Origin of the sequence: Treponema sp. OMZ 305, from assembly GCF_024181325.1 — a bacterium.
Classification (GTDB): domain Bacteria; phylum Spirochaetota; class Spirochaetia; order Treponematales; family Treponemataceae; genus Treponema.
In genome coordinates, this window is record NZ_CP051300.1 from 909866 (window position 1) to 927935 (window position 18070).

Here is an 18070-nt window from a genome sequence, read left to right on the forward strand (position 1 = left end):
AATGTTAAAGAAAGTGGTAGCCGTAACGGCGCTCATGTTATCCTTCTGCTTTTTATGGGCTCAAGCTCCCGATAATTGGTATGAAAATAAACCGATAACAGCAATTGTTTTTCAGGGGTTAAATAGCGTATCAAAAACCGAAATGGACGGTATTTTTGATTCGTTTAACGGAAAACCTTTTTCCGATGCAACGTATTCGGAAATTCTGCAAAAATTATATGCGCTTGATTATTTTTCCGATATTGTACCCAAGGCTGTTCCTGCCGACATCGATTATCAGTATGTTCGGCTTGAATTTGAAGTCACGGAAAAACCTGTCGTTACGTTGATAAAAATAACCGGAAATAACCGCATTTCACGCGGCGATATTTTATCGAAGATAGTATTAAAAAAAGGCGATATCTACAATGAGATAAAAAAGAATGCCGACGAGCAAACCATCAAAAATTATTATATAGAAAAAGGTTATGCATCGGCTGCCGTAAGCTCGAGCGTTTCAGAGAGTCCACAAGGCGGCGTTATCCTTGAATTTACCATTACGGAAGGAAAGCAAACAATTGTTTCCGAAGTTGCATTCCAAGGTAACACCGCTGTCGGAGAAAAGGCGCTCAAAGGAGTTCTCCTTACCAAACCGGCAAAATTCCTTGTGAAGGGGATTTTTCAAGAGAGTCTACTCGCAGAAGATAAGACGGCGATACAGCAATTCTACGGTGAACGCGGTTATATCGATGCTCATGTTGAAAACATCGTTAAGGACATAGATTCCGAATCCGATCCGCAAAAAAACATGGTAAAGCTGACATATATCATTATGGAAGGAGAGCAGTATACTTACAATGGAACCTCTTTTGAAGGAAATAAGATTTTTTCTACCGAAGATTTGAGCGCAAAAATAAGACTGACACCGGGCAGCATTTTGAATATGACCAGATTTGAGCAAGGCTTTCAAGCCATTGCCGATATGTATTTTGAAAACGGGTATACTTCAAATTATATTGCAAAAGCAATGCAGCGCGATTCGACAACTAAGAAAGTATCGTTTGTAATTACCATTGTAGAACGAAGCAGAAGCCATATCGAAAATATTATTATCCGCGGTAATGCACGGACAAAGGATTACGTTATACGCCGTGAGCTTTTGTTTGAGCCGGGAGATGTTTTTTCAAAATCAAAATTTACCAACAGTTTGCGCAATTTATTTAACCTGCGTTATTTTTCTACGGTTGTGCCGGATGTACAGCCCGGTTCCGAGCAGGATCTAATCGATGTCATTCTCAATGTTGAAGAGCAGTCGACGGCAAGTATCCAATTCGGTATTACGTTCTCGGGCGTTTCCGATGCCGACAGTTTCCCTCTCTCATTATTCGTGCAGTGGCAGGAACGGAACCTTGCAGGACGTGGAAACGAACTATCGGTTAATGCAACTGCGGCAACGGATAATCAAACGCTCCAACTTGGCTATGCTGAAAACTGGTTTCTCGGCTATCCGCTGACACTCGGCTTTGACCTATCGTTTACACATAAATCACTGTTCGACTATCAGGATATGGTATTCCCCTATGGGCCGTTCAAAAATAAAGAAGAATTCGAAAAAAATAAAGACTTGGCTAATGCCTACCGAATGCGTTATGACCGACTTGAAACAACATTCGGCGTTCATACCGGTTACCGATGGTACCCCCGATATGCGACGATTACACTGCGCGGTGGTGTGAACTTTTCATTGGTCAAGAACTTCTACGATACTAAGTTATATCGTGCAGCTGATCCGACGATACGGCAACAGGAGGCTAAATGGCGGCTCAGCAACTCATTTTGGACACGTCTCTCGTTTGACGGACGCGATATTACGTATGACCCAAGCAAGGGCTGGTTCTTGAGTGAACAGATATCTTTCTTTGGTCTTATACCAAAAGTTGAAGATGAATATTTCTTCCGTTCCGAAACAAAAGCGGAGGCGTATATTACCCTCGTCGATTATCCTGTTTCTGAAATTTGGAACCTCAAGTTTGTACTGGCCTTTTATACCGGTTTCTCGTTCCAGATACCGATGCCGAATAGCCTTATCGGGGATAGCAGTAAACTCGCTATTGACGGTATGTTTACCGGCCGGGGCTGGATGACGCTTGGCTCGAGTGGCAAAGGCAATGTGCTGCTCAACCATTGGATAGAGTTTAGATGGCCGTTAGCGCACGGTATTCTGTCCTTTGACTTTTTTGCGGATGCGGCAGCCGTCAAAAAAGATTTAACTGATTTAAAGACCTTTAAAATCGATGATTACTATTTCAGCTTTGGACCGGGATTGCGCTTTGTTATTCCGCAATTCCCGCTACGGCTGATGTTTGCAAATACCTTTAAAGCTCAGAACGGAAAGCTGGTTTGGGGAAACGGTAAAGGCGCCGACTGGCGGTTTGTATTATCGTTTAATGTGCCCAACTTATAAGAGGAGAGAATCGATGAAAAAATATACTTTTATATTATTTTGTCTTTTGGCGGGTGCGGTTGCGCTATCCGCGCAGCAGATAACGCGGTTTGCGGTTGTCGATACTTCCCGTATTTACGCTACTTTTTTGCGGGATTCCCGTTCCGTCCGCGATTATCAGGCAAAACAGGTAAAGTATCAAGCAGAAATACAGCGGATGTCCGATGAAATTATCGCGCTTCGCCAAAAGAAGGTGGATGCGGAAGCTATCGGAAAAACCGATGCCGTCCAAAAATATCAGGCCGAAATCGACGCAAAGACAAGTTTTTTGCTTGAATATTCCAAGGCGTGTAACGACGAGTTGGCAGTGCTGCGGAAGAGTTTGGTAAGCGATGATGTCTTTTATTCCCGTCTTTATGCCGCAATTAAAAAGATTGCGGAAAGTCAAGGCTATACGATGGTACTGAACTTACAACAAGGCGAAGCAATTATCTGGTACAGCCCGACTGTCGATATTACGGAAACCGTTATCCGAGAGCTCAGCTCAAACTAATATGACAAAACCGGCGTCGCTCACCCCGATGATGCAGCAGTATCTCTCAATAAAGGCGCAGTATAGGGATGCTGTGCTCTTTTTCCGCTTAGGCGATTTTTATGAGATGTTCAACGACGATGCAATCGAGGTGAGTAAACTGCTGAATTTAACGCTGACTCAGCGGACGGGAAGTCCGATGTGCGGCATTCCTTATCATGCTTCGCGTATTTATATTGCGCGTCTGTTGCGTGCCGGAAAAAAAATTGCGATTTGCGAGCAGGTTTCGGATGTTGTTCCGGGCGAACTGACCGAGCGGAAAATTGTAGAAGTAATTACTCCCGGCACCGCTACAGGGGAAGATTTCCTTGAGCAAGGACAAAACAATTACCTTGCTGCTGTGTACTGCACACCGAAAGAAATTACCCGCGGCACTATTACGGATGTGTTTATCGGTTTTGCGTACCTTGACGTTAGCACCGGAGAATTTTTTGCTACGTCTTTTCCGCGTTCCGATTTTGCAGAGCAATTTAAAAAAGAACTCGGTCGTATACAGCCGCGGGAAATCCTTATTCAAATATCGCTTGCCAATTCGGTGCCGGCCTTAAAAACCTTGTGCGGAGAATATCCGCAGATGCTACAAAACCTCTATCCCGATTGGCATTTTTCCGCTGCGTCCGCAGAAAAGAGGCTGTGTGCGTGCTTCGGTACCGAAACACTTAAATCGTTTTCTTTAACGGCATCTTCACCCGAATTGCCACCGGCAGGGCTGCTGCTTCAATATTTGGATCAAACGACAGGAGCGGCTTTGCCCCATATTACAGGCATAAAGGTATACCGCGATTCCGATTTTGTGATGATGGATGATGCGACACGTAAAAACCTTGAACTGCTCCAAAACCTGCATGACAATACGGATTCTTTTACCCTGTTTGAAACCGTCAATTATACAAAGACGGCGATGGGAACGCGCCTTTTGCGGCACTGGCTCTATCATCCGCTGCGAACCGCTGAGGAAATAAACGCGCGGCTTGATAAAACGGCGCTGCTTTTCCATAATGAAAAAGCGCTCGCTGCCGTGCGGAACACACTTGCTGCAGTGCTTGATATCCACCGACTTACCGGTAGGGTTGCCATGCAGCGGGCGCACGGAAAGGATCTGTTAGGAATTAAGCAGAGCCTTAATGCCTGTATCGAGCTTGCACAGCTCAGTAGAAGTAACGGCCTCTTTTTTTTACAGCTGCCGCAAAAGCTGAGCGATGATATGGAACGGCTCTATACGCTTTTGGACAACAGCATCGCCGAAGATTGCCCGATTGTCCTTACCGAAGGCGGCTTAATTAAGCAGGGCTGGTCAAAAAAACTGGATGAACTGCGCAATACGCGGGATAACGCCAATAAACTTTTAGAAAGCTATTTGGAAAATGAGCGGGAAAAATCGGGGATTAAAAACTTAAAAATCAAGTACAACCGGTTAAGCGGCTACTTTCTTGAAGTAACCCACGGCAGTCTTAAAACGGCGGAGATTCCTCAGCATTTTATTAGACGCCGCTCGCTGACAACCGCCGACCGTTTTACGACGGAGGCTTTAAGCAAACTTGAAACAAAGCTGAACGATGTAGGTGAAAACATTATTGCGTGTGAAAAAGAGCTGTTCCTTGCAGTGCATACGGAAGTATACAATCGGATTGAACTACTGCACCTCCTTGCAAAAGAAATCGCAGAATTGGATGTGCTACAATCCTTTGCATATACGGCAGCCCTTCATGCATGGGTAAAGCCTGAGTTTTCCGCCGACGGCCTGTTAGATATCCGTGAAGGTCGGCACCCCGTTGTAGAAAATCATCTGCCGACAGGCGAATTCGTGCCCAACAGCATACGGCTTTCTTCTTCCGCCGCTTCGGATATACCCTCGTTTGCGCTCATTACCGGCCCTAATATGGCAGGGAAAAGCACTTTCTTGCGGCAGACTGCACTTATTACGCTGCTTGCACAGGTCGGTTCTTTTGTGCCGGCGGAAAAAGCGCTGCTTACCCCTGTCGATTGTATTTTTTGTCGGGTTGGTGCAAGCGATAATCTCGCCCGCGGGGAGTCTACCTTCCTCGTCGAAATGACCGAGACTGCATATATCTTGCGTAACGCCTCGGTTAACAGCCTCGTTATTATGGATGAAATCGGCAGAGGGACTTCGACGGGGGACGGATTTTCAATTGCGCGGGCGGTGAGCGAATACCTTTTGCATACGATTGGTGCAAAAACCCTCTTTGCAACCCATTACCACGAGTTAGCTCAACTCGTCCATCCGCGGCTGCAAAAACTTTGTTTGGATGTATTGGAAACCGAAGGAAAAATTGTATTCTTAAAGAAGGTTATCGAAGGTATTGCAGCCCATTCATACGGGGTGCACGTCGCGGAACTTGCAGGGTTGCCGGAAACGGTTATACAGCGGGCGACGGAACTGCTGAACGCACAGGTTCCCGGTACTACCATACCTACGGACTTTACCGTGCCGGCAAAGAAAAAAGCCTCTCCGGAAAATAGTCTCTTTAGCGATGAAGAAATGGTGATAAACGAGATCCTTTCTACAAACGCCGACGAAACCACTCCGCTCCAAGCCCTGCAGATGATCACCCGCTGGAAAAAAACACTCTTCGCCGGTAATTAAAACAGGGTATTCTCCCATAAAAAGTCAATCGAAAGTTGAAACTTTGGAAACTGTTGCATTTTAAGGAAGGAACATACGAGTCTATAAAGTTTGTGATTGTTTTGAGGGAACCTTTAAAAAAACTCAGTTTTTTGGGTTGCTTTTCTTATTGTATCAACGAGCATAAAATAAGATAAATCCTCATCTATGAATTTTTGAAAACCGTAATGTTCATAAAAGTTTTTTGAAGTTTCTTTTGCATCTACTATTATCAAATAAAGACCTGTTATATCTGCTACTTGAATAGCCTTTATAAAAATTTGTGAAAGAAGCCATTTTCCTATTCCGTTCCCTTGTATTTCTTTATTAACAGCGAGCCTCGCAATTCTTAGTGCAGGAATCGGATATTTCGGCAATTTATCTCTATATCTATCCGGAATTTCTTGATAAGCAACTTGAGCTGTCGCTAATGTAAAATAGCCTGAAATCCGGTTATTGTTATTCAAAGCAACAAAAGTTTTCCCTATACCCAACTCATCATTCTTTATTGCATATCGTGATAAAAATTCATTTAATTTCTCAATACCGCAATCAAATTTTTTAAGGAGCGATTTTTGTTGTATTTCTTTTATTGAAACTAACTTATGGTCACTCATCATTGAAATAATCTTTTCAAAGCATCATTGGGTTCCGGCGGTTTATCTAAAGCCATCATTATTAAATCTCTATCACGATTAGAAAGTACAAGAGTATCATTTTCTGTTAAATCTATTTGTGCTTGTTTTAATGAGGTTGAAAGAATATATGAAGAGAGTGAAAGATGTTTAAGTTCAGCAGCTCTCTCAAGTGTGGATTTTTGCTGAGTGTTGGCTCTCAAGTCAATTCTTACATTTTTTAGTGCGACTGCCATTTTTACTATCTCCATAGTACAATATATCATAATATGTGTAATTTGTACACACAAGATATATAATTTTTAAAGGATGTTATATATGGTATCAAGTAATTGCATTTTAAGGAAGATTACAATGAGATGCAATGCGGAGCCTTGCATTTTTCGGTCGTTCTGATTATGATAGGGGCATCACACATATCAAGGAGTATGATTATGGCTTATAAGATCTCCGATGCTTGCGTTAATTGCGGTGCATGCGAGGGCGAATGCCCCGTCGGCGCTATCAGTGAAGCGAATGGAGTACGGGTTATCGATGCTGATGCTTGCATCAGCTGCGGTGCATGTGCCGGCGTTTGTCCTACGGAAGCAATTTCCGAAGAATAACGTTTAGGTTTCTTGGCGGCAGTTCTGGAACCGGTAAATGCAAGACGGTTCGGTATGCACAGACTGCCGCTATTATTTTATTAAAAGGTTTTAAGCGTGAAAGAGTATTTTCACAAACTGGCTGCCGGTTATAAGTTTCTATTTTTAAAGGCGTGTACATTTGTTTTGCTTTTAGGAGTGTGCCTTCTTTTCAGTTTTTGTATTGTCTATCCGCTCTGGCTGTTGGCAACTCGGTACACACAGGCTTATACCGCTATCAGTCTCCTGCTTTTTGTGGCGCTCCTGCTGTTTTTCATTGTTAAGCGCAGTATAAAAAGCTATAAGGCTCATCCGCGAAGGTTTCTGCATTCGCTCATAAAAAAGCTCATTCTCTTTGGAGGATTGCTCCTCTTCTTTATATTTATTTTTGCTTATCATCGTATCTTGGCTTTATCCGTGCTTATTCTCTCGCTCATATTATATGGTTTCGTAGCCTTTGGGTTTTCGGAAGACCGGATATAGCGTTCTCTGTGATGAAAAAATTTCCGCTCTGCTGCGCACTTCTTCTGGTTGTCCATATTATTGCGGCAGCCGAGTCCGCGGAACTGCCGCTTATACCGGAGCTGTCTCCTCAAAATCATATTTTTCAGCAATATAGCGATGATGTCCTCTATGCACGGAAAGCGCTTGCAGCGGGAAAAACCGCTCGTGAACTGCCCCTGCAATTTTATCGCTATAAAGCACAAAAAGAAGATACCATTATCCGAATTGCTGCCCGATGCAGTATCCCGTATGATGCGCTGATCACTTTAAACGGTATCGAATCCGTTAAAACCAATATTTCAGGTAAAATGCTCTTGCTACCGACTTTACCGGCGCTCTATCTCCCCGAAAAAGCGGTTTCGGATATCGAAAAATTGACCGAAGCGCTGAGTAAAAAGCTTAAAACCGAATCCTTTTCAATTACGCTTCCTTCTGCTGCAAACCCCGGAAAAAAAATACGGGTGGAATGCTTTCCGAATGCAATGCTTGACAGCACCGTGCGCAGCTTCTTTTTTGTTCCGTTCTATCGGTTTCCGTTGCAGAATGCAGTTGTTACTTCTGACTTCGGGATGCGGAAAAGCCCGTTTACCGGAAAATCAACCTATCATGCAGGCATTGATCTTGCCGCCCCAACCGGAAGCCCTGTCTATGCCTGTGCCGCAGGTACGGTTATTGAAGTTGCATACAGTAATATCTACGGCAATTATATCCTGATACGCCATGATGACGGCAGGGAAAGTTTGTACGGTCATTTAAGCAAGGTTCAAGCCCGCTTGTATGAAAAGGTAAAATCAGGTATAGTAATAGGGTATGTCGGTTCTACAGGACTTTCCACGGGACCGCATTTACACTTTGAGGTACGCGAGCAAGGAAAAGCAAAAAATCCGTCCCTTTTCATTGATACAAAGAAAGCAAAGTCATGAAACAGCTCTTGTGTATAACATCATATTTTTTCTTTTTTTCCATTTCTTTTTTTTACCCTGACAGTTTTAGGGTCGGTAATATGCATTCATATATCTTTGACAGGGAGGCGTTTGCACCCGTGTCGCTCACCATCGGTTATAATGATGCGGTTTCATTTGCGGTTAAAAGCGATTTTTTGTTTTTGGAAGGGATAGAACTTGAAATAAAGCAGGATAAGATAAGTATGAATTATCCCAATTCCATCGCTTATACGGTGTATACCGATATTAAACCTGAACCTTCAAAGAGATATATCGACTATTCTGCAAAAAAAATCAGTACGGCGCTGCTGCCGAATAGGTTTTCGCATATTCTGAGGATTCCGGTAAAGAAAGACTATACTTTTAAGCACATAAAAAATAGTGAACTTTTACCGTATAGCAGTAGGGTCGCTGTAAGTCCTGTTATGCTGCGGCTGAATCCGGTTATGAAAGGCTTGCCTGACGATTTTGAACGAGCCTCTTTTACGGTTATTATTCGTCCCTTGCTGATTGCTGAGGGCGGCTTACAGTTGAAGCTTCAATTCCCCGAAAAGGAACAGAAACCTGTTACTGTGCAGCTGAATAATGAATATCTTACGCAGTTCGAAGATTTGCAGCTGTTATTGCCGGGGACATATTCGATAAGTATCAGTTCAGATGCATACCGAACCGAAATGCGCTCTTGTATTATCGAGCGAGGTAAAATTACGCAGCTGGAAGTTCAGTTGAAATCTATTACGCCGTTACTGCACATACAAGCGCCGGAAAATGTGGCAGTATTCCTTGATAATCAAGAGATAACGCTTTCAAAGGAACCGCTGCCGGTTGCAGTGGGGGGGCATACCATAGTCTTTAAGATGGGAACGTATGAACTAACCCGTCAAATTACCGTTGAGGAAGGAAAGACCTACGAAATGACAATGACGATGGATGTTCTCTTGCAGGAAATTGCAGATTAAAATAAAATGCATTAAGGTTTAGCACATCAAAGCCGATATATAGAGTATCGGTCGGTTAGTTCCCCTCCCACCCATTAATCGACCGATAGCCAGACGGCGGGCCGGTTCTTTAACCGGCTTTTTTTTGTGTAACAAAACTTACCGCAGATTTATTCGTGCGAAGAGTTAAACCCGCCATTTTTTACCGCCACGGACGGCGGTGGTTCCGAACAGTAGCAAGTTTTTTGTCAGAAAAACTTGTCGTTGGCCAGTGTACACGGACGTACACTGGTCAACAGCGCCACGGATGGCATCGTTCAGGAACGAACGTCCGTGTTCATTCCTGAACATTGAGTTTTTCATTAGAAAAACTCAATACTGTTTAGAACCACTGACATCCTGTCAGAGTAGTAATTTTGTGGCAGAGCCACACCATTGCAGTCAAAACTATACACGGATGTATAGTTTTGACGAAGGCTTATTTTAGACAATGCAGTTGGCATTGTCTAAAAACGTTACGAGTTTGCTTATCGCAAACATCGCCTATTAATTGCACTTTTTCATTTCATTGCAAAACTGCGGCAATTCGCCAATCCTCGCCTTTTGATAAAGGCTGCGGTCGTCGAATTTATAGGAACGTTTTGCATCGGGGGTGTTCTTTAAAATACGAATTGCACACCGGCTTTGATATTTAACGAATGTGCAATTTTCCCTGATGCACTTTTATCTTCTGCTGTAGTGCTTGTGTTACCGGTTTTTGTTACAGTTTTTGTATATACGGGAGCGTAGAGCGTATCGGATATGCCGCCGTAGATTCCTACCATTTTGGTAAACATATAGGAAACATTCAGATTGACGCCGCCGCCGATATTGACTTGCGATTTTTCTTCTTTTGTTGTTACAAAAAGCTTAGTATACGTGTTGTTTCGCCCACTTCCCCCGATGCCAAGACCGAGTCCGAGTGTAAGATCCATCTTTTTTACGGGATGGAATACATAGAAAAATCCAAACTGACTGTCGATTACATACGTCAGATCTTCGTTCCCTCTGTCTATAGTAATTACCTTGTGGTTATTGTTCCCTACACGGTTTTTCGTGATAATTTTTTGTCCGAACGCAAAATTCACGGTTCCGTATGCCCCGAAATTTTGAACGAACTCAACACCGAATAAGACATTCAGACCGCCGGTATGGGTTGCCCATGAAGATTTATTTTCGCTGCTGTGAGTTGTACGGCTACCGAAATAGGTATAGACCGGTCCTACATCAAGGCTCATCTTTACTTTGGCGGAAAGAAAGCCTATCGAAAATACGGTGAGTAAACAGAGAATACAAATTCTTTTTTTCATATAGTTCATCCTCCTAAAAAAGTGTGAGCATCTTTAAAAACTTGGTTAGCTTTTAGCAATGTTCATATCGAGTATGGCACTTTTACCGGTTTCAGTCAATGAAACAAAAAGGGTAAAGACATTAGAACTGCCTTTTGAAAATAGTCTGCTATGAAAAGTCAAGGAGTTAAATGGAAGTTTTGTGGCGGTTGCGAAATATCAAAATCAGGAGAGAAGAAAGGTATATCAGGGTAAATACATCAGGCACTCTTTGGAGTACCCTGTAAATTAACAGGCCTCGACACAGAGCATCCAAACATTAAAGCCTCTGCACCAATAACAGACCGTCTACAACACCTCCCAATCCGCTATACCAGTGCATGTACCATTTTTTTTACGATTTCCATCTGATAAGGGGTGAGTTTTATAAGATCATGCGTGATATCTTGTATATCGCTATGCTTTGAATTATAAATCGGATCCTTTCCCGTAACCAAATACTCAACAGAAACGCCAAGTACCGACGCTATTTTAACGGCTGTTTCCACGTTCGGTAAAACTCCGCGCGCATCTATATACGACAAAAAGGTACTGTTACTGATTCCTACTTCCGCGGAGAGTTCTTTTACGAGCAATCCTTTATATTCAATCTCTTGTCTAAGCCTATCCTTAAAGCTCATAGCCGCAGAATATCATAATCTTGATGTTAAAGACTTGACAAAATCAATATCTTGTTTAATATTTATTTATAACATCAAAATATTGATGCAAACAAAGAGAGGAGGAATCTATGTCTTTATGGGATATTGTAACCGATGCGGGACTTTTAGGCGCACTGCTGCTTATCGGCCAATTTTTAAGAGCTAAGGTCAAGTTTTTTCAGTCCATACTGATGCCGGCTTCGCTGATAGGAGGTTTTATCGGCTTGGCTCTTGGGCCGAGCGGTTTTCAGATATTGCCGTTTTCAGCTCAATTAACAAAGTATGCAGGGGTGCTTATCGCAGTTGTGTTCGCGTGTACGCCCATCGGCGATAAGCCTATCTCAAAAAAAGAGATAAAAGGCGTAGGCGGTTTCTTCTATCAAAATACGGGCATCCTGATGCTGCAGTATGCAGCAGGAATGGCTTTAGCGCTTGGAATACTCAATAAATTGTGGCCCGGGCTGAACGATGGTTTTGGTTTGCTGATGGCAACCGGATTTTACGGCGGACACGGGACGGCCGCTGCTGTTGGTGCGATTTATAAAGAGCATGGATATCCTGAATTTTTCGATTTGGCAAACGCATCGGCTACAGTCGGATTAGTCGGCGGTATTGTGATCGGTATGATTATTATCAACTGGGGCACGCGGAAAGGTTATACAAACTATGTTGAATCGCCGAAGCAGCTTCCCGAATATATCCGTACGGGACTTATTCCTGAAAGTCAGCAAAAAAGCGGCGGAAAAATCACGATTTCAAATATGTCTTTGGATCCGCTCGCATTCCATATAGGAATCATTATGATCGCTACTATGTTGGGTAAATGGTTCTCGAGTATGGTGCAGCGTCAAGTGAGCTGGCTTTCCATTCCGGTATTCGTTTCCGCATTACTCTTCGGATATATCATGCAGTTCTTTTTAAAGAAAACCGGCGCCGCCAAGTATGTTGACAGATATACCGTACAAAGAATGAGCAGTACCTCAACGGATTTATTGGTTATATCTGCCATTGTCGGGCTCAAACTCAATGTTATTGCCGCAAACTTCGGGCCGCTTTTAATCAGTTTTGTATTCGGCCTTATCCTTAATATTGTATGGTTTTTGTATGTCGGTAAATATAGCTCGTCTAAAGATTGGTTTGAGCGGGCTATTATGAATTACGGACGAGCGAATGGCGTGATTGCAACGGGTGTATTGCTCAGCAGAGTTGTTGACCCTGATCAAAAGTCCAGAGGTTTGGAAGATACCGGTATAACGGACTTGCTTAATAGACCTATTGCAATTGCGTTACAGGCACTGCCGCCGCTCTTTATTGCGATGGGCGGGGCGTATCCGATGTACACGACATTCGTTATGTGGGCAGGGTTTATCGTGTTAACGCTTATCGCCCTGGCATTTAAATGGTGGACTCCCGGAAAGATGCAGTATTCAAAAGGAGATGAATGAGTATGCTGAAGTACGATATAATACATTTTGAAGCGCTCGGTAAAGAAGCGGAGTTTTTAAAGAACATAACGGAAGAATTGCAGCAGAAAGGAACAGTGCCTGCTTCTTTTACCTCTTTGATTACGCCATTGACTATCCAAGAATATCTGAAAGAAAATACGGTTGATTTACCTGATATCATTACGACGAAAACGCATTCGAAGTTGCCGGATTCGTATGTTAATGAAGGAATTAAAAAAAGTGTTATTACGCGGAGTGCGGGATATGATCATTTTGAACACCTGCAATATCAGATTAACTTAGCAAGTTTAAGAGAATATTGCATTGATGCCGTTGCACAAACCGCAATAAAATTCCTGTATTGCACAACAGGCAATTTAAATGAGTATTCGGATAACACAAAGATTTTTGAAAGAAAAAATACCAAATCCTTTATGGAACTGGGAAAAAACAGGGTTGCCACCGTGTACGGTGTCGGAAAGATCGGTAAACGAATTTATGAAGACCTTGAGGCAAACGGCGTAACTGTTCAAGCAGTTGATATTCGCGAGAATGAATTGAAGGAGATGGCAGAATATAGAGACTGCCGTTTTACGGATCGCGATACTGCTATTGTAAATTCCGATATACTCATCAATGTAATGAATTTAACAAAAGATAAAAATAGCAGGTTTTATAATGCAGGATACTTTGATGAAACGTATCTTTTGAAAGCAAAAAAACCGTTAATTTTTATCAATGTTACAAGAGGAGAAATTGCTCCTGAAGCAACGTTGCTGAAGCTCTATAGAGAAGGGAAGATTATCGGTATCGCAGCGGATGTGTTCAGCCAAGAGTCGGAATTAACGGATTATTTGCGGACAAACGATTTTAATGGTTGCCGTAATGAAAATATTCTGGCAGCAAAAGAAATTATCGATGAAGCACTGGCAAGGAAATCGAATTTCTATGTACAGCCCCATCAAGGATTCAATTCGGATATAGCTGCAAAGACAAAAGCTGCGGAAGCAATGAACCATGTCGTATTCTGGTTGAATAACGGTAAAGATCACTTTAAAGAGCAATTACCGTATTATACATAGGGGCACCTCTAAAAATCTAACCGAGTTTTTAGAGGTGCCCAATACCTCCGACACTCTGCGTCGGGGGTGCCCGTAAGTTCGTCCATACAGGCGATGAGGATGTCATTTGTTGAGGTTTTTGCCGTTCTATCTTGGATTCATTCGCAGCGCATCGAGAAAAAGTATCGGGTATAATTTCTCCAGCGGACGGTTGCACCACTGCCGAACATCCTCAATGACGGATTCTGCTACCCGAAAAATCAATTCGGGCAAAACCTCCGCCCCACAGACATTCTGCGGAATTTGATCTGTCTATCTGTTTGATACGATTACCCTTCTTCTAAAATAAACCGTCTGAAATTTTGAGCACAATTCCGCACAAAAGGGATACAACCACACCCTTGTTTTTTCCCTGAAAAAAAGATAGATTGGCGTATCTCATGTGAAAATCATTAAGGAAAGTCAGAGCTTATGCCGCATCTTTATATCCCCGAACACTACCGTCCGGTTTTAACCGGTAAAGAAACGGAACAGGCTATCGTCCGGATCAAAAACTTTTTTCAGCTCACTTTATCGACCCGTTTGAACTTAACCCGCGTTACAGCGCCGCTCTTTGTACCCAGAGGAAAGGGCTTGAACGATGATTTGAACGGTACGGAACGGGCAGTGCATTTTCCGGTAAAGGATATGAACGAGCAGGAGCTTGAGATTGTACACTCGCTTGCAAAGTGGAAGCGAGTTAAAATAGCGGAAATGGGATTACAGTCCGGCTTCGGTATTTATACCGATATGAATGCGATCCGAGCCGATGAGGAACTCGATAATATTCATTCGCTGTATGTCGATCAGTGGGATTGGGAGCTTGCGATGGAGGAGACCGACCGAACGCTCGATTTCCTGAAGGCAACCGTAGAAAAAATATATGATTGCTTAAAGTGTACCGAGTTTTTTATCTATGATAACTATTCGGCAATCGAGCCGATTCTGCCGAAACATATCACCTTTATCCATGCAGAAGATCTCTATGCGCAGTATCCCAATCTTTCCGGAAAGGAATGGGAGCGGAAGTGCGCTCAACAATACGGCGCTGTTTTTTTAATCGGTATCGGCGCACCGCTTGCGAACGGAGTACCGCACGACGGCAGGGCGCCCGACTATGACGACTGGATTACCGCAACCGGCAGCGGACGGCATGGATTAAATGGAGACTTGTTGGTATGGAATCCCGTGTTGAAAGATGTGCTTGAACTCTCGTCGATGGGAATCAGGGTAAGTCCTCAAACGATGAGGGAACAGCTTGCCGCCCGCAACTGCATGGAACGGGCATCGCTGTTTTTTCATACAAAGCTGCTGAACGGAGAGCTGCCTCAAACCATCGGCGGGGGAATCGGGCAGTCGCGGCTCTGTATGTTCTTTTTGCGGAAAGCCCATATCGGTGAAACACAGGTTTCGGTATGGCCCGACGATATGCGGGCTCAGTGTGCGGGACGAAGTATTCTGTTATTATAGAATGGGCATCTCTAAAAACTCGGTTAGTTTTTAGAGATGCTTGGGGATGTCGAAAAAGTAACCAACTTTTGAGACATCCCCATGAATTTATCGGGAGGCATTACAATGGATATTCGGCATTCGGTCGCTGCGTTTTTCGGACGGCATAATTTTGATGCGGAAGGTCCTGCGGTCAATACGGTTATCGATACGCTGCTGTATGACATGGAAGAAGGGCTGAAACGGGATCCGAGCATTCCCGCCGGTACAGGGCCGGCTCTGGATATGATTCCTACGTGGTTTATGCCGCCTCAACAGCCGCCAAAGAATACTTCGGTTATCGTTATCGATGCGGGCGGAACCAATTTCCGCTCATGCTTGGTTACCTTTGACGAAAACAGTATCCCGTCTATCAGTCTGCCTGAGCGGAAGCCGATGCCGGCAACCGATCGGGAATACTCCAAAGCGGAATTTTTTGACACCATCGCCTCTTATTTAGATCATTTAAAGAACGCCGCGGATTCTATCGCGTTTTGCTTTTCGTATGCGATGAAAATTACTCCGGCAGGCGACGGCGAAGTGCTGCAATTTTCTAAGGAAATCAAAGCGCCCGAAGTGATCGGCTCATTAGTCGGTCAAAATCTGGAGACGGCGCTGATGCAGCGGGGCTGGAATAAACTGAAACGCATTGTGCTGTTAAACGATACGGTTGCGGCGCTCCTCGCAGGGGCATCAACCGCTGTCGGCGGGAAAAAATACGATTCGTATATAGGCTTTATCCTCGGAACCGGCATGAACGCCGCGTATATCGAATATCAGAATATCCCAAAAATTGCGGCGAACAGCGCCGGTACGGTCGCCTTGCCCGCACAGATTGTCGTCTGTGAGTCGGGAAAGTCGAACAAACAGCCGCGCAGCGATTTTGACGAAGCGTTTGCAAAAAAGACCGACCAGCCGCAGATGTTTTGGTTTGAAAAGATGTGCTCCGGCGCCTACCTCGGATCGGTCGCTTCGGTGATGATACGGGCAGCCGCTGCGGACAATCTTTTTTCCGTCGGCGTTAAAAAGGCTTTTGCTTCCATTGCCGACCTTCCGCTCATCGAGGTGAACCGCTTTTTGCAGGCACCGTATTCCGACCAAACTCCACTCGGACTTCCGTTAGTCGGCGGCACGGAAGAAGACCGCGAGGTTCTCTACCGGATATTGGATGCACTGATTATGCGCACGGCGCGGCTCGCTGCGGGGAATATCGCGGCGGCTGTCATTAAAACAGGCAAGGGGAAAAATCCTGCGCTGCCGGTTTGTATCCTTGCAGAGGGTACAACGTTTTTAAAAACGCACCGGTTACACGATGCCGTCCTTGCGCACCTCTATACGGCGTTGACGCAAAACCGCGGCATTTATTTTGAGGTGGTGTCCCTCGATCATGCAATTACGTTCGGCACCGCCATCGCGGGCACAATTTAGCAATGTAATAATGTAACAATGTAACGGAGGTTTAACGAAACTCACATGGCGGAGCTTTTTTATCTGGCAAAAATCGGAGAAATCAATCTTAAAAAAGGGAACCTAAAGGATTTTGAGCGGCGGCTTGCGCAAAACTTCAGAAGCTATTTTGACGGAGCGGTGCCGAACGTACAGGTACGCGCCGGGCGGATGTATGTACGGGCTGATGAGGCCTTGCAGCTGCGGGTAGAAGCGGCTCTAAATCACCTTTTCGGTATTACGAGCTGGGCGCAAGCAAAACCGGCGGATAAAACGCTCGGAGCTATCTCCGAAACGGCTGTTGCCGAAGCTAAAGCATTGCAGACGCAAGGCGCACGCACCTTTAAAATTGAAGCCCGCCGCGCCGATAAGCAATTTCCCCTCACTTCGTATGACATTGCGCGGGAAGTAGGCGGCACTATTCATACGGCGGGAATTTTAACCGTCGATGTGCATAACCCCGACGCGGTTATCAGCATCGAGGTGCGCGAAAAGCAAGCGTTCATTTACGGTGTCGAACATACCGGCAGGAGGGGGCTTCCCTGCGGCTGTTCGGGACGGGCGCTGCTGCTGCTCTCGGGCGGAATCGACTCCCCCGTTGCCGGATACAAAATGCTTTTCCGCGGTATGAAAGTCGATTACGTGTATTTTCACTCCCATCCGTATACATCACCGGAAGCTCAGCAAAAGGTAGAAACCTTAGCCGGTATTTTAGCTCGTTACGGACTCGGCGGGTACCTTACCGTTGTGTCGTTTACCAAGGTACAGCAACACTTAAAGCGGACGGTGCCGGAACCCTATTTGACGCTCCTGCTCCGTATGTGTATGATGCACACCGCCGAAATGCTGGCTGAAAAGGTTAATGCCCAGTGTTTGGTTACGGGAGAAAGCCTTGCGCAGGTGGCAAGCCAAACAATCGAGAACCTTACGATTACCGACAGCTGTGCAAAACTTCCGATTCTGCGTCCGCTTATCGGTATGGACAAGGAAGAAATCATACGGTATGCGGTTGATATCGGCACCTATCAAACTTCCATACTGCCCTATGAGGATTGCTGCGTGCTGTTTTCGCCCAAGCATCCGGTGCTGCATACACGGCAGAAAGATGCCGAAGAGATCTATGCGCGTATAGGCATAGAGCCGCTGCTGATGGAAGCCTTCGAACAGCGTGAAACAAAAAAAATAGCATGGGTTCTGCCGTAAAGAAAGGGTTTTATTGATAATGCATAAAAAATTATTACCTGTGTTATATTTTTTGATTTTCTCTTCGTTGCACGTAGT

Annotated in this window: 17 protein-coding genes; 11 read left to right on the top strand and 6 right to left on the bottom strand. The window is 44.5% G+C overall.

Annotated features, from left to right (window positions below; all coding sequences use genetic code 11):
* Window position 1: 1 nt before the first annotated feature.
* The 3 genes from bamA to mutS are packed head-to-tail and all read left to right on the top strand — an operon-like array spanning window position 2 to window position 5619.
* A complete protein-coding gene (gene bamA, locus ABK01_RS04045; protein WP_253676326.1) occupies window positions 2-2443 on the top strand; it encodes an outer membrane protein assembly factor BamA in 2442 nt (813 codons plus the stop codon).
* Window positions 2444-2456: 13 nt separating this feature from the next.
* Window positions 2457-2975 carry an OmpH/Skp family outer membrane protein gene (locus ABK01_RS04050; RefSeq protein WP_253676327.1) on the top strand — a complete coding sequence of 173 codons (519 nt, stop codon included), beginning with the start codon at window positions 2457-2459 and terminating at the stop codon, window positions 2973-2975.
* Between the two features lies 1 nt (window position 2976).
* Window positions 2977-5619 carry a DNA mismatch repair protein MutS gene (mutS, locus tag ABK01_RS04055; protein ID WP_253676328.1) on the top strand — a complete coding sequence of 881 codons (2643 nt, stop codon included), beginning with the start codon at window positions 2977-2979 and terminating at the stop codon, window positions 5617-5619.
* Window positions 5620-5732: 113 nt separating this feature from the next.
* On the opposite strand, the gene ABK01_RS04060 is transcribed toward mutS, so the two are convergent.
* Both ABK01_RS04060 and ABK01_RS04065 read right to left on the bottom strand, forming a co-directional pair.
* On the bottom strand, window positions 5733-6257 hold the full coding sequence (locus ABK01_RS04060; protein WP_253676329.1) for a GNAT family N-acetyltransferase: 525 nt from the start codon (window positions 6255-6257) through the stop codon (window positions 5733-5735).
* Entirely contained in the window at window positions 6254-6508 is a 255-nt protein-coding gene (locus ABK01_RS04065; protein WP_212566176.1) for a type II toxin-antitoxin system TacA family antitoxin, read from the bottom strand. The genes ABK01_RS04060 and ABK01_RS04065 overlap by 4 nt, the downstream gene beginning before the upstream one ends.
* Before the next feature lie 198 nt (window positions 6509-6706).
* On the opposite strand from ABK01_RS04065, the gene ABK01_RS04070 reads away from it, so the two are divergent.
* Entirely contained in the window at window positions 6707-6877 is a 171-nt protein-coding gene (locus tag ABK01_RS04070; RefSeq protein ID WP_016523292.1) for a DUF362 domain-containing protein, read from the top strand.
* 171 nt (window positions 6878-7048) lie between these two features.
* Here ABK01_RS04070 and ABK01_RS04075 read toward each other — a convergent pair whose 3' ends face one another.
* Window positions 7049-7294, bottom strand: coding sequence for a hypothetical protein (locus tag ABK01_RS04075; RefSeq protein ID WP_253676330.1), 246 nt, complete (start codon window positions 7292-7294; stop codon window positions 7049-7051).
* Window positions 7295-7389: 95 nt separating this feature from the next.
* Here ABK01_RS04075 and ABK01_RS04080 point away from each other — a divergent pair, with 95 nt between their 5' ends.
* Both ABK01_RS04080 and ABK01_RS04085 read left to right on the top strand, forming a co-directional pair.
* A complete protein-coding gene (locus ABK01_RS04080; RefSeq protein ID WP_212566534.1) occupies window positions 7390-8322 on the top strand; it encodes a LysM peptidoglycan-binding domain-containing M23 family metallopeptidase in 933 nt (310 codons plus the stop codon).
* Window positions 8323-8402: 80 nt separating this feature from the next.
* Window positions 8403-9302 (top strand): hypothetical protein, encoded by a 900-nt coding sequence (locus ABK01_RS04085; protein ID WP_230974591.1) that lies wholly within the window; start codon window positions 8403-8405, stop codon window positions 9300-9302.
* Between the two features lie 638 nt (window positions 9303-9940).
* On the opposite strand, the gene ABK01_RS04090 is transcribed toward ABK01_RS04085, so the two are convergent.
* Window positions 9941-10630, bottom strand: a complete 690-nt coding sequence (locus tag ABK01_RS04090) for a DUF2715 domain-containing protein (RefSeq protein WP_253676331.1) — start codon at window positions 10628-10630, stop codon at window positions 9941-9943.
* A gap of 347 nt (window positions 10631-10977) precedes the next feature.
* Window positions 10978-11289: a helix-turn-helix domain-containing protein gene (locus ABK01_RS04095; RefSeq protein WP_253676332.1), complete on the bottom strand. Its 312-nt coding sequence runs from the start codon at window positions 11287-11289 to the stop codon at window positions 10978-10980.
* A gap of 110 nt (window positions 11290-11399) precedes the next feature.
* On the opposite strand from ABK01_RS04095, the gene ABK01_RS04100 reads away from it, so the two are divergent.
* Window positions 11400-12755, top strand: coding sequence for a sodium/glutamate symporter (locus tag ABK01_RS04100; RefSeq protein WP_253676333.1), 1356 nt, complete (start codon window positions 11400-11402; stop codon window positions 12753-12755).
* A gap of 2 nt (window positions 12756-12757) precedes the next feature.
* Window positions 12758-13837: an NAD(P)-dependent oxidoreductase gene (locus ABK01_RS04105; protein ID WP_253676334.1), complete on the top strand. Its 1080-nt coding sequence runs from the start codon at window positions 12758-12760 to the stop codon at window positions 13835-13837.
* Window positions 13838-13963: 126 nt separating this feature from the next.
* Here the strand turns inward: ABK01_RS04105 and ABK01_RS11795 are convergent, their stop codons facing one another.
* Window positions 13964-14089 (bottom strand): transposase, encoded by a 126-nt coding sequence (locus tag ABK01_RS11795; RefSeq protein ID WP_371922021.1) that lies wholly within the window; start codon window positions 14087-14089, stop codon window positions 13964-13966.
* A gap of 198 nt (window positions 14090-14287) precedes the next feature.
* Here ABK01_RS11795 and asnA point away from each other — a divergent pair, with 198 nt between their 5' ends.
* The 3 genes from asnA (at window position 14288) to thiI (ending at window position 17992) form a co-directional block, all read left to right on the top strand.
* The gene (asnA, locus tag ABK01_RS04110; RefSeq protein ID WP_253676335.1) at window positions 14288-15325 is read left to right on the top strand and encodes an aspartate--ammonia ligase; all 1038 of its coding nucleotides are present in this window, start codon (window positions 14288-14290) and stop codon (window positions 15323-15325) included.
* A gap of 105 nt (window positions 15326-15430) precedes the next feature.
* Window positions 15431-16771: a hexokinase family protein gene (locus ABK01_RS04115; RefSeq protein ID WP_253676585.1), complete on the top strand. Its 1341-nt coding sequence runs from the start codon at window positions 15431-15433 to the stop codon at window positions 16769-16771.
* Window positions 16772-16816: 45 nt separating this feature from the next.
* A complete protein-coding gene (gene thiI / locus ABK01_RS04120; protein ID WP_253676336.1) occupies window positions 16817-17992 on the top strand; it encodes a tRNA uracil 4-sulfurtransferase ThiI in 1176 nt (391 codons plus the stop codon).
* Window positions 17993-18070: the final 78 nt, after the last annotated feature.

Coding starts and splice junctions, on each gene's coding strand:
- ABK01_RS04095 (WP_253676332.1), bottom strand. CDS start 11,289: ATGAGCTTTAAGGATAGGCTTAGACAAGAGATTGAATATAAAGGATTG.
- ABK01_RS04105 (WP_253676334.1), top strand. CDS start 12,758: ATGCTGAAGTACGATATAATACATTTTGAAGCGCTCGGTAAAGAAGCG.
- ABK01_RS04090 (WP_253676331.1), bottom strand. CDS start 10,630: ATGAAAAAAAGAATTTGTATTCTCTGTTTACTCACCGTATTTTCGATA.
- ABK01_RS04080 (WP_212566534.1), top strand. CDS start 7,390: ATGAAAAAATTTCCGCTCTGCTGCGCACTTCTTCTGGTTGTCCATATT.
- ABK01_RS04065 (WP_212566176.1), bottom strand. CDS start 6,508: ATGGCAGTCGCACTAAAAAATGTAAGAATTGACTTGAGAGCCAACACT.
- mutS (WP_253676328.1), top strand. CDS start 2,977: ATGACAAAACCGGCGTCGCTCACCCCGATGATGCAGCAGTATCTCTCA.
- bamA (WP_253676326.1), top strand. CDS start 2: ATGTTAAAGAAAGTGGTAGCCGTAACGGCGCTCATGTTATCCTTCTGC.
- asnA (WP_253676335.1), top strand. CDS start 14,288: ATGCCGCATCTTTATATCCCCGAACACTACCGTCCGGTTTTAACCGGT.
- ABK01_RS04050 (WP_253676327.1), top strand. CDS start 2,457: ATGAAAAAATATACTTTTATATTATTTTGTCTTTTGGCGGGTGCGGTT.
- ABK01_RS04070 (WP_016523292.1), top strand. CDS start 6,707: ATGGCTTATAAGATCTCCGATGCTTGCGTTAATTGCGGTGCATGCGAG.
- ABK01_RS04100 (WP_253676333.1), top strand. CDS start 11,400: ATGTCTTTATGGGATATTGTAACCGATGCGGGACTTTTAGGCGCACTG.
- ABK01_RS04085 (WP_230974591.1), top strand. CDS start 8,403: ATGCATTCATATATCTTTGACAGGGAGGCGTTTGCACCCGTGTCGCTC.
- ABK01_RS04115 (WP_253676585.1), top strand. CDS start 15,431: ATGGATATTCGGCATTCGGTCGCTGCGTTTTTCGGACGGCATAATTTT.
- ABK01_RS04060 (WP_253676329.1), bottom strand. CDS start 6,257: ATGATGAGTGACCATAAGTTAGTTTCAATAAAAGAAATACAACAAAAA.
- ABK01_RS04075 (WP_253676330.1), bottom strand. CDS start 7,294: ATGATAAGCAAAAATAAATATAAAGAAGAGGAGCAATCCTCCAAAGAG.
- thiI (WP_253676336.1), top strand. CDS start 16,817: ATGGCGGAGCTTTTTTATCTGGCAAAAATCGGAGAAATCAATCTTAAA.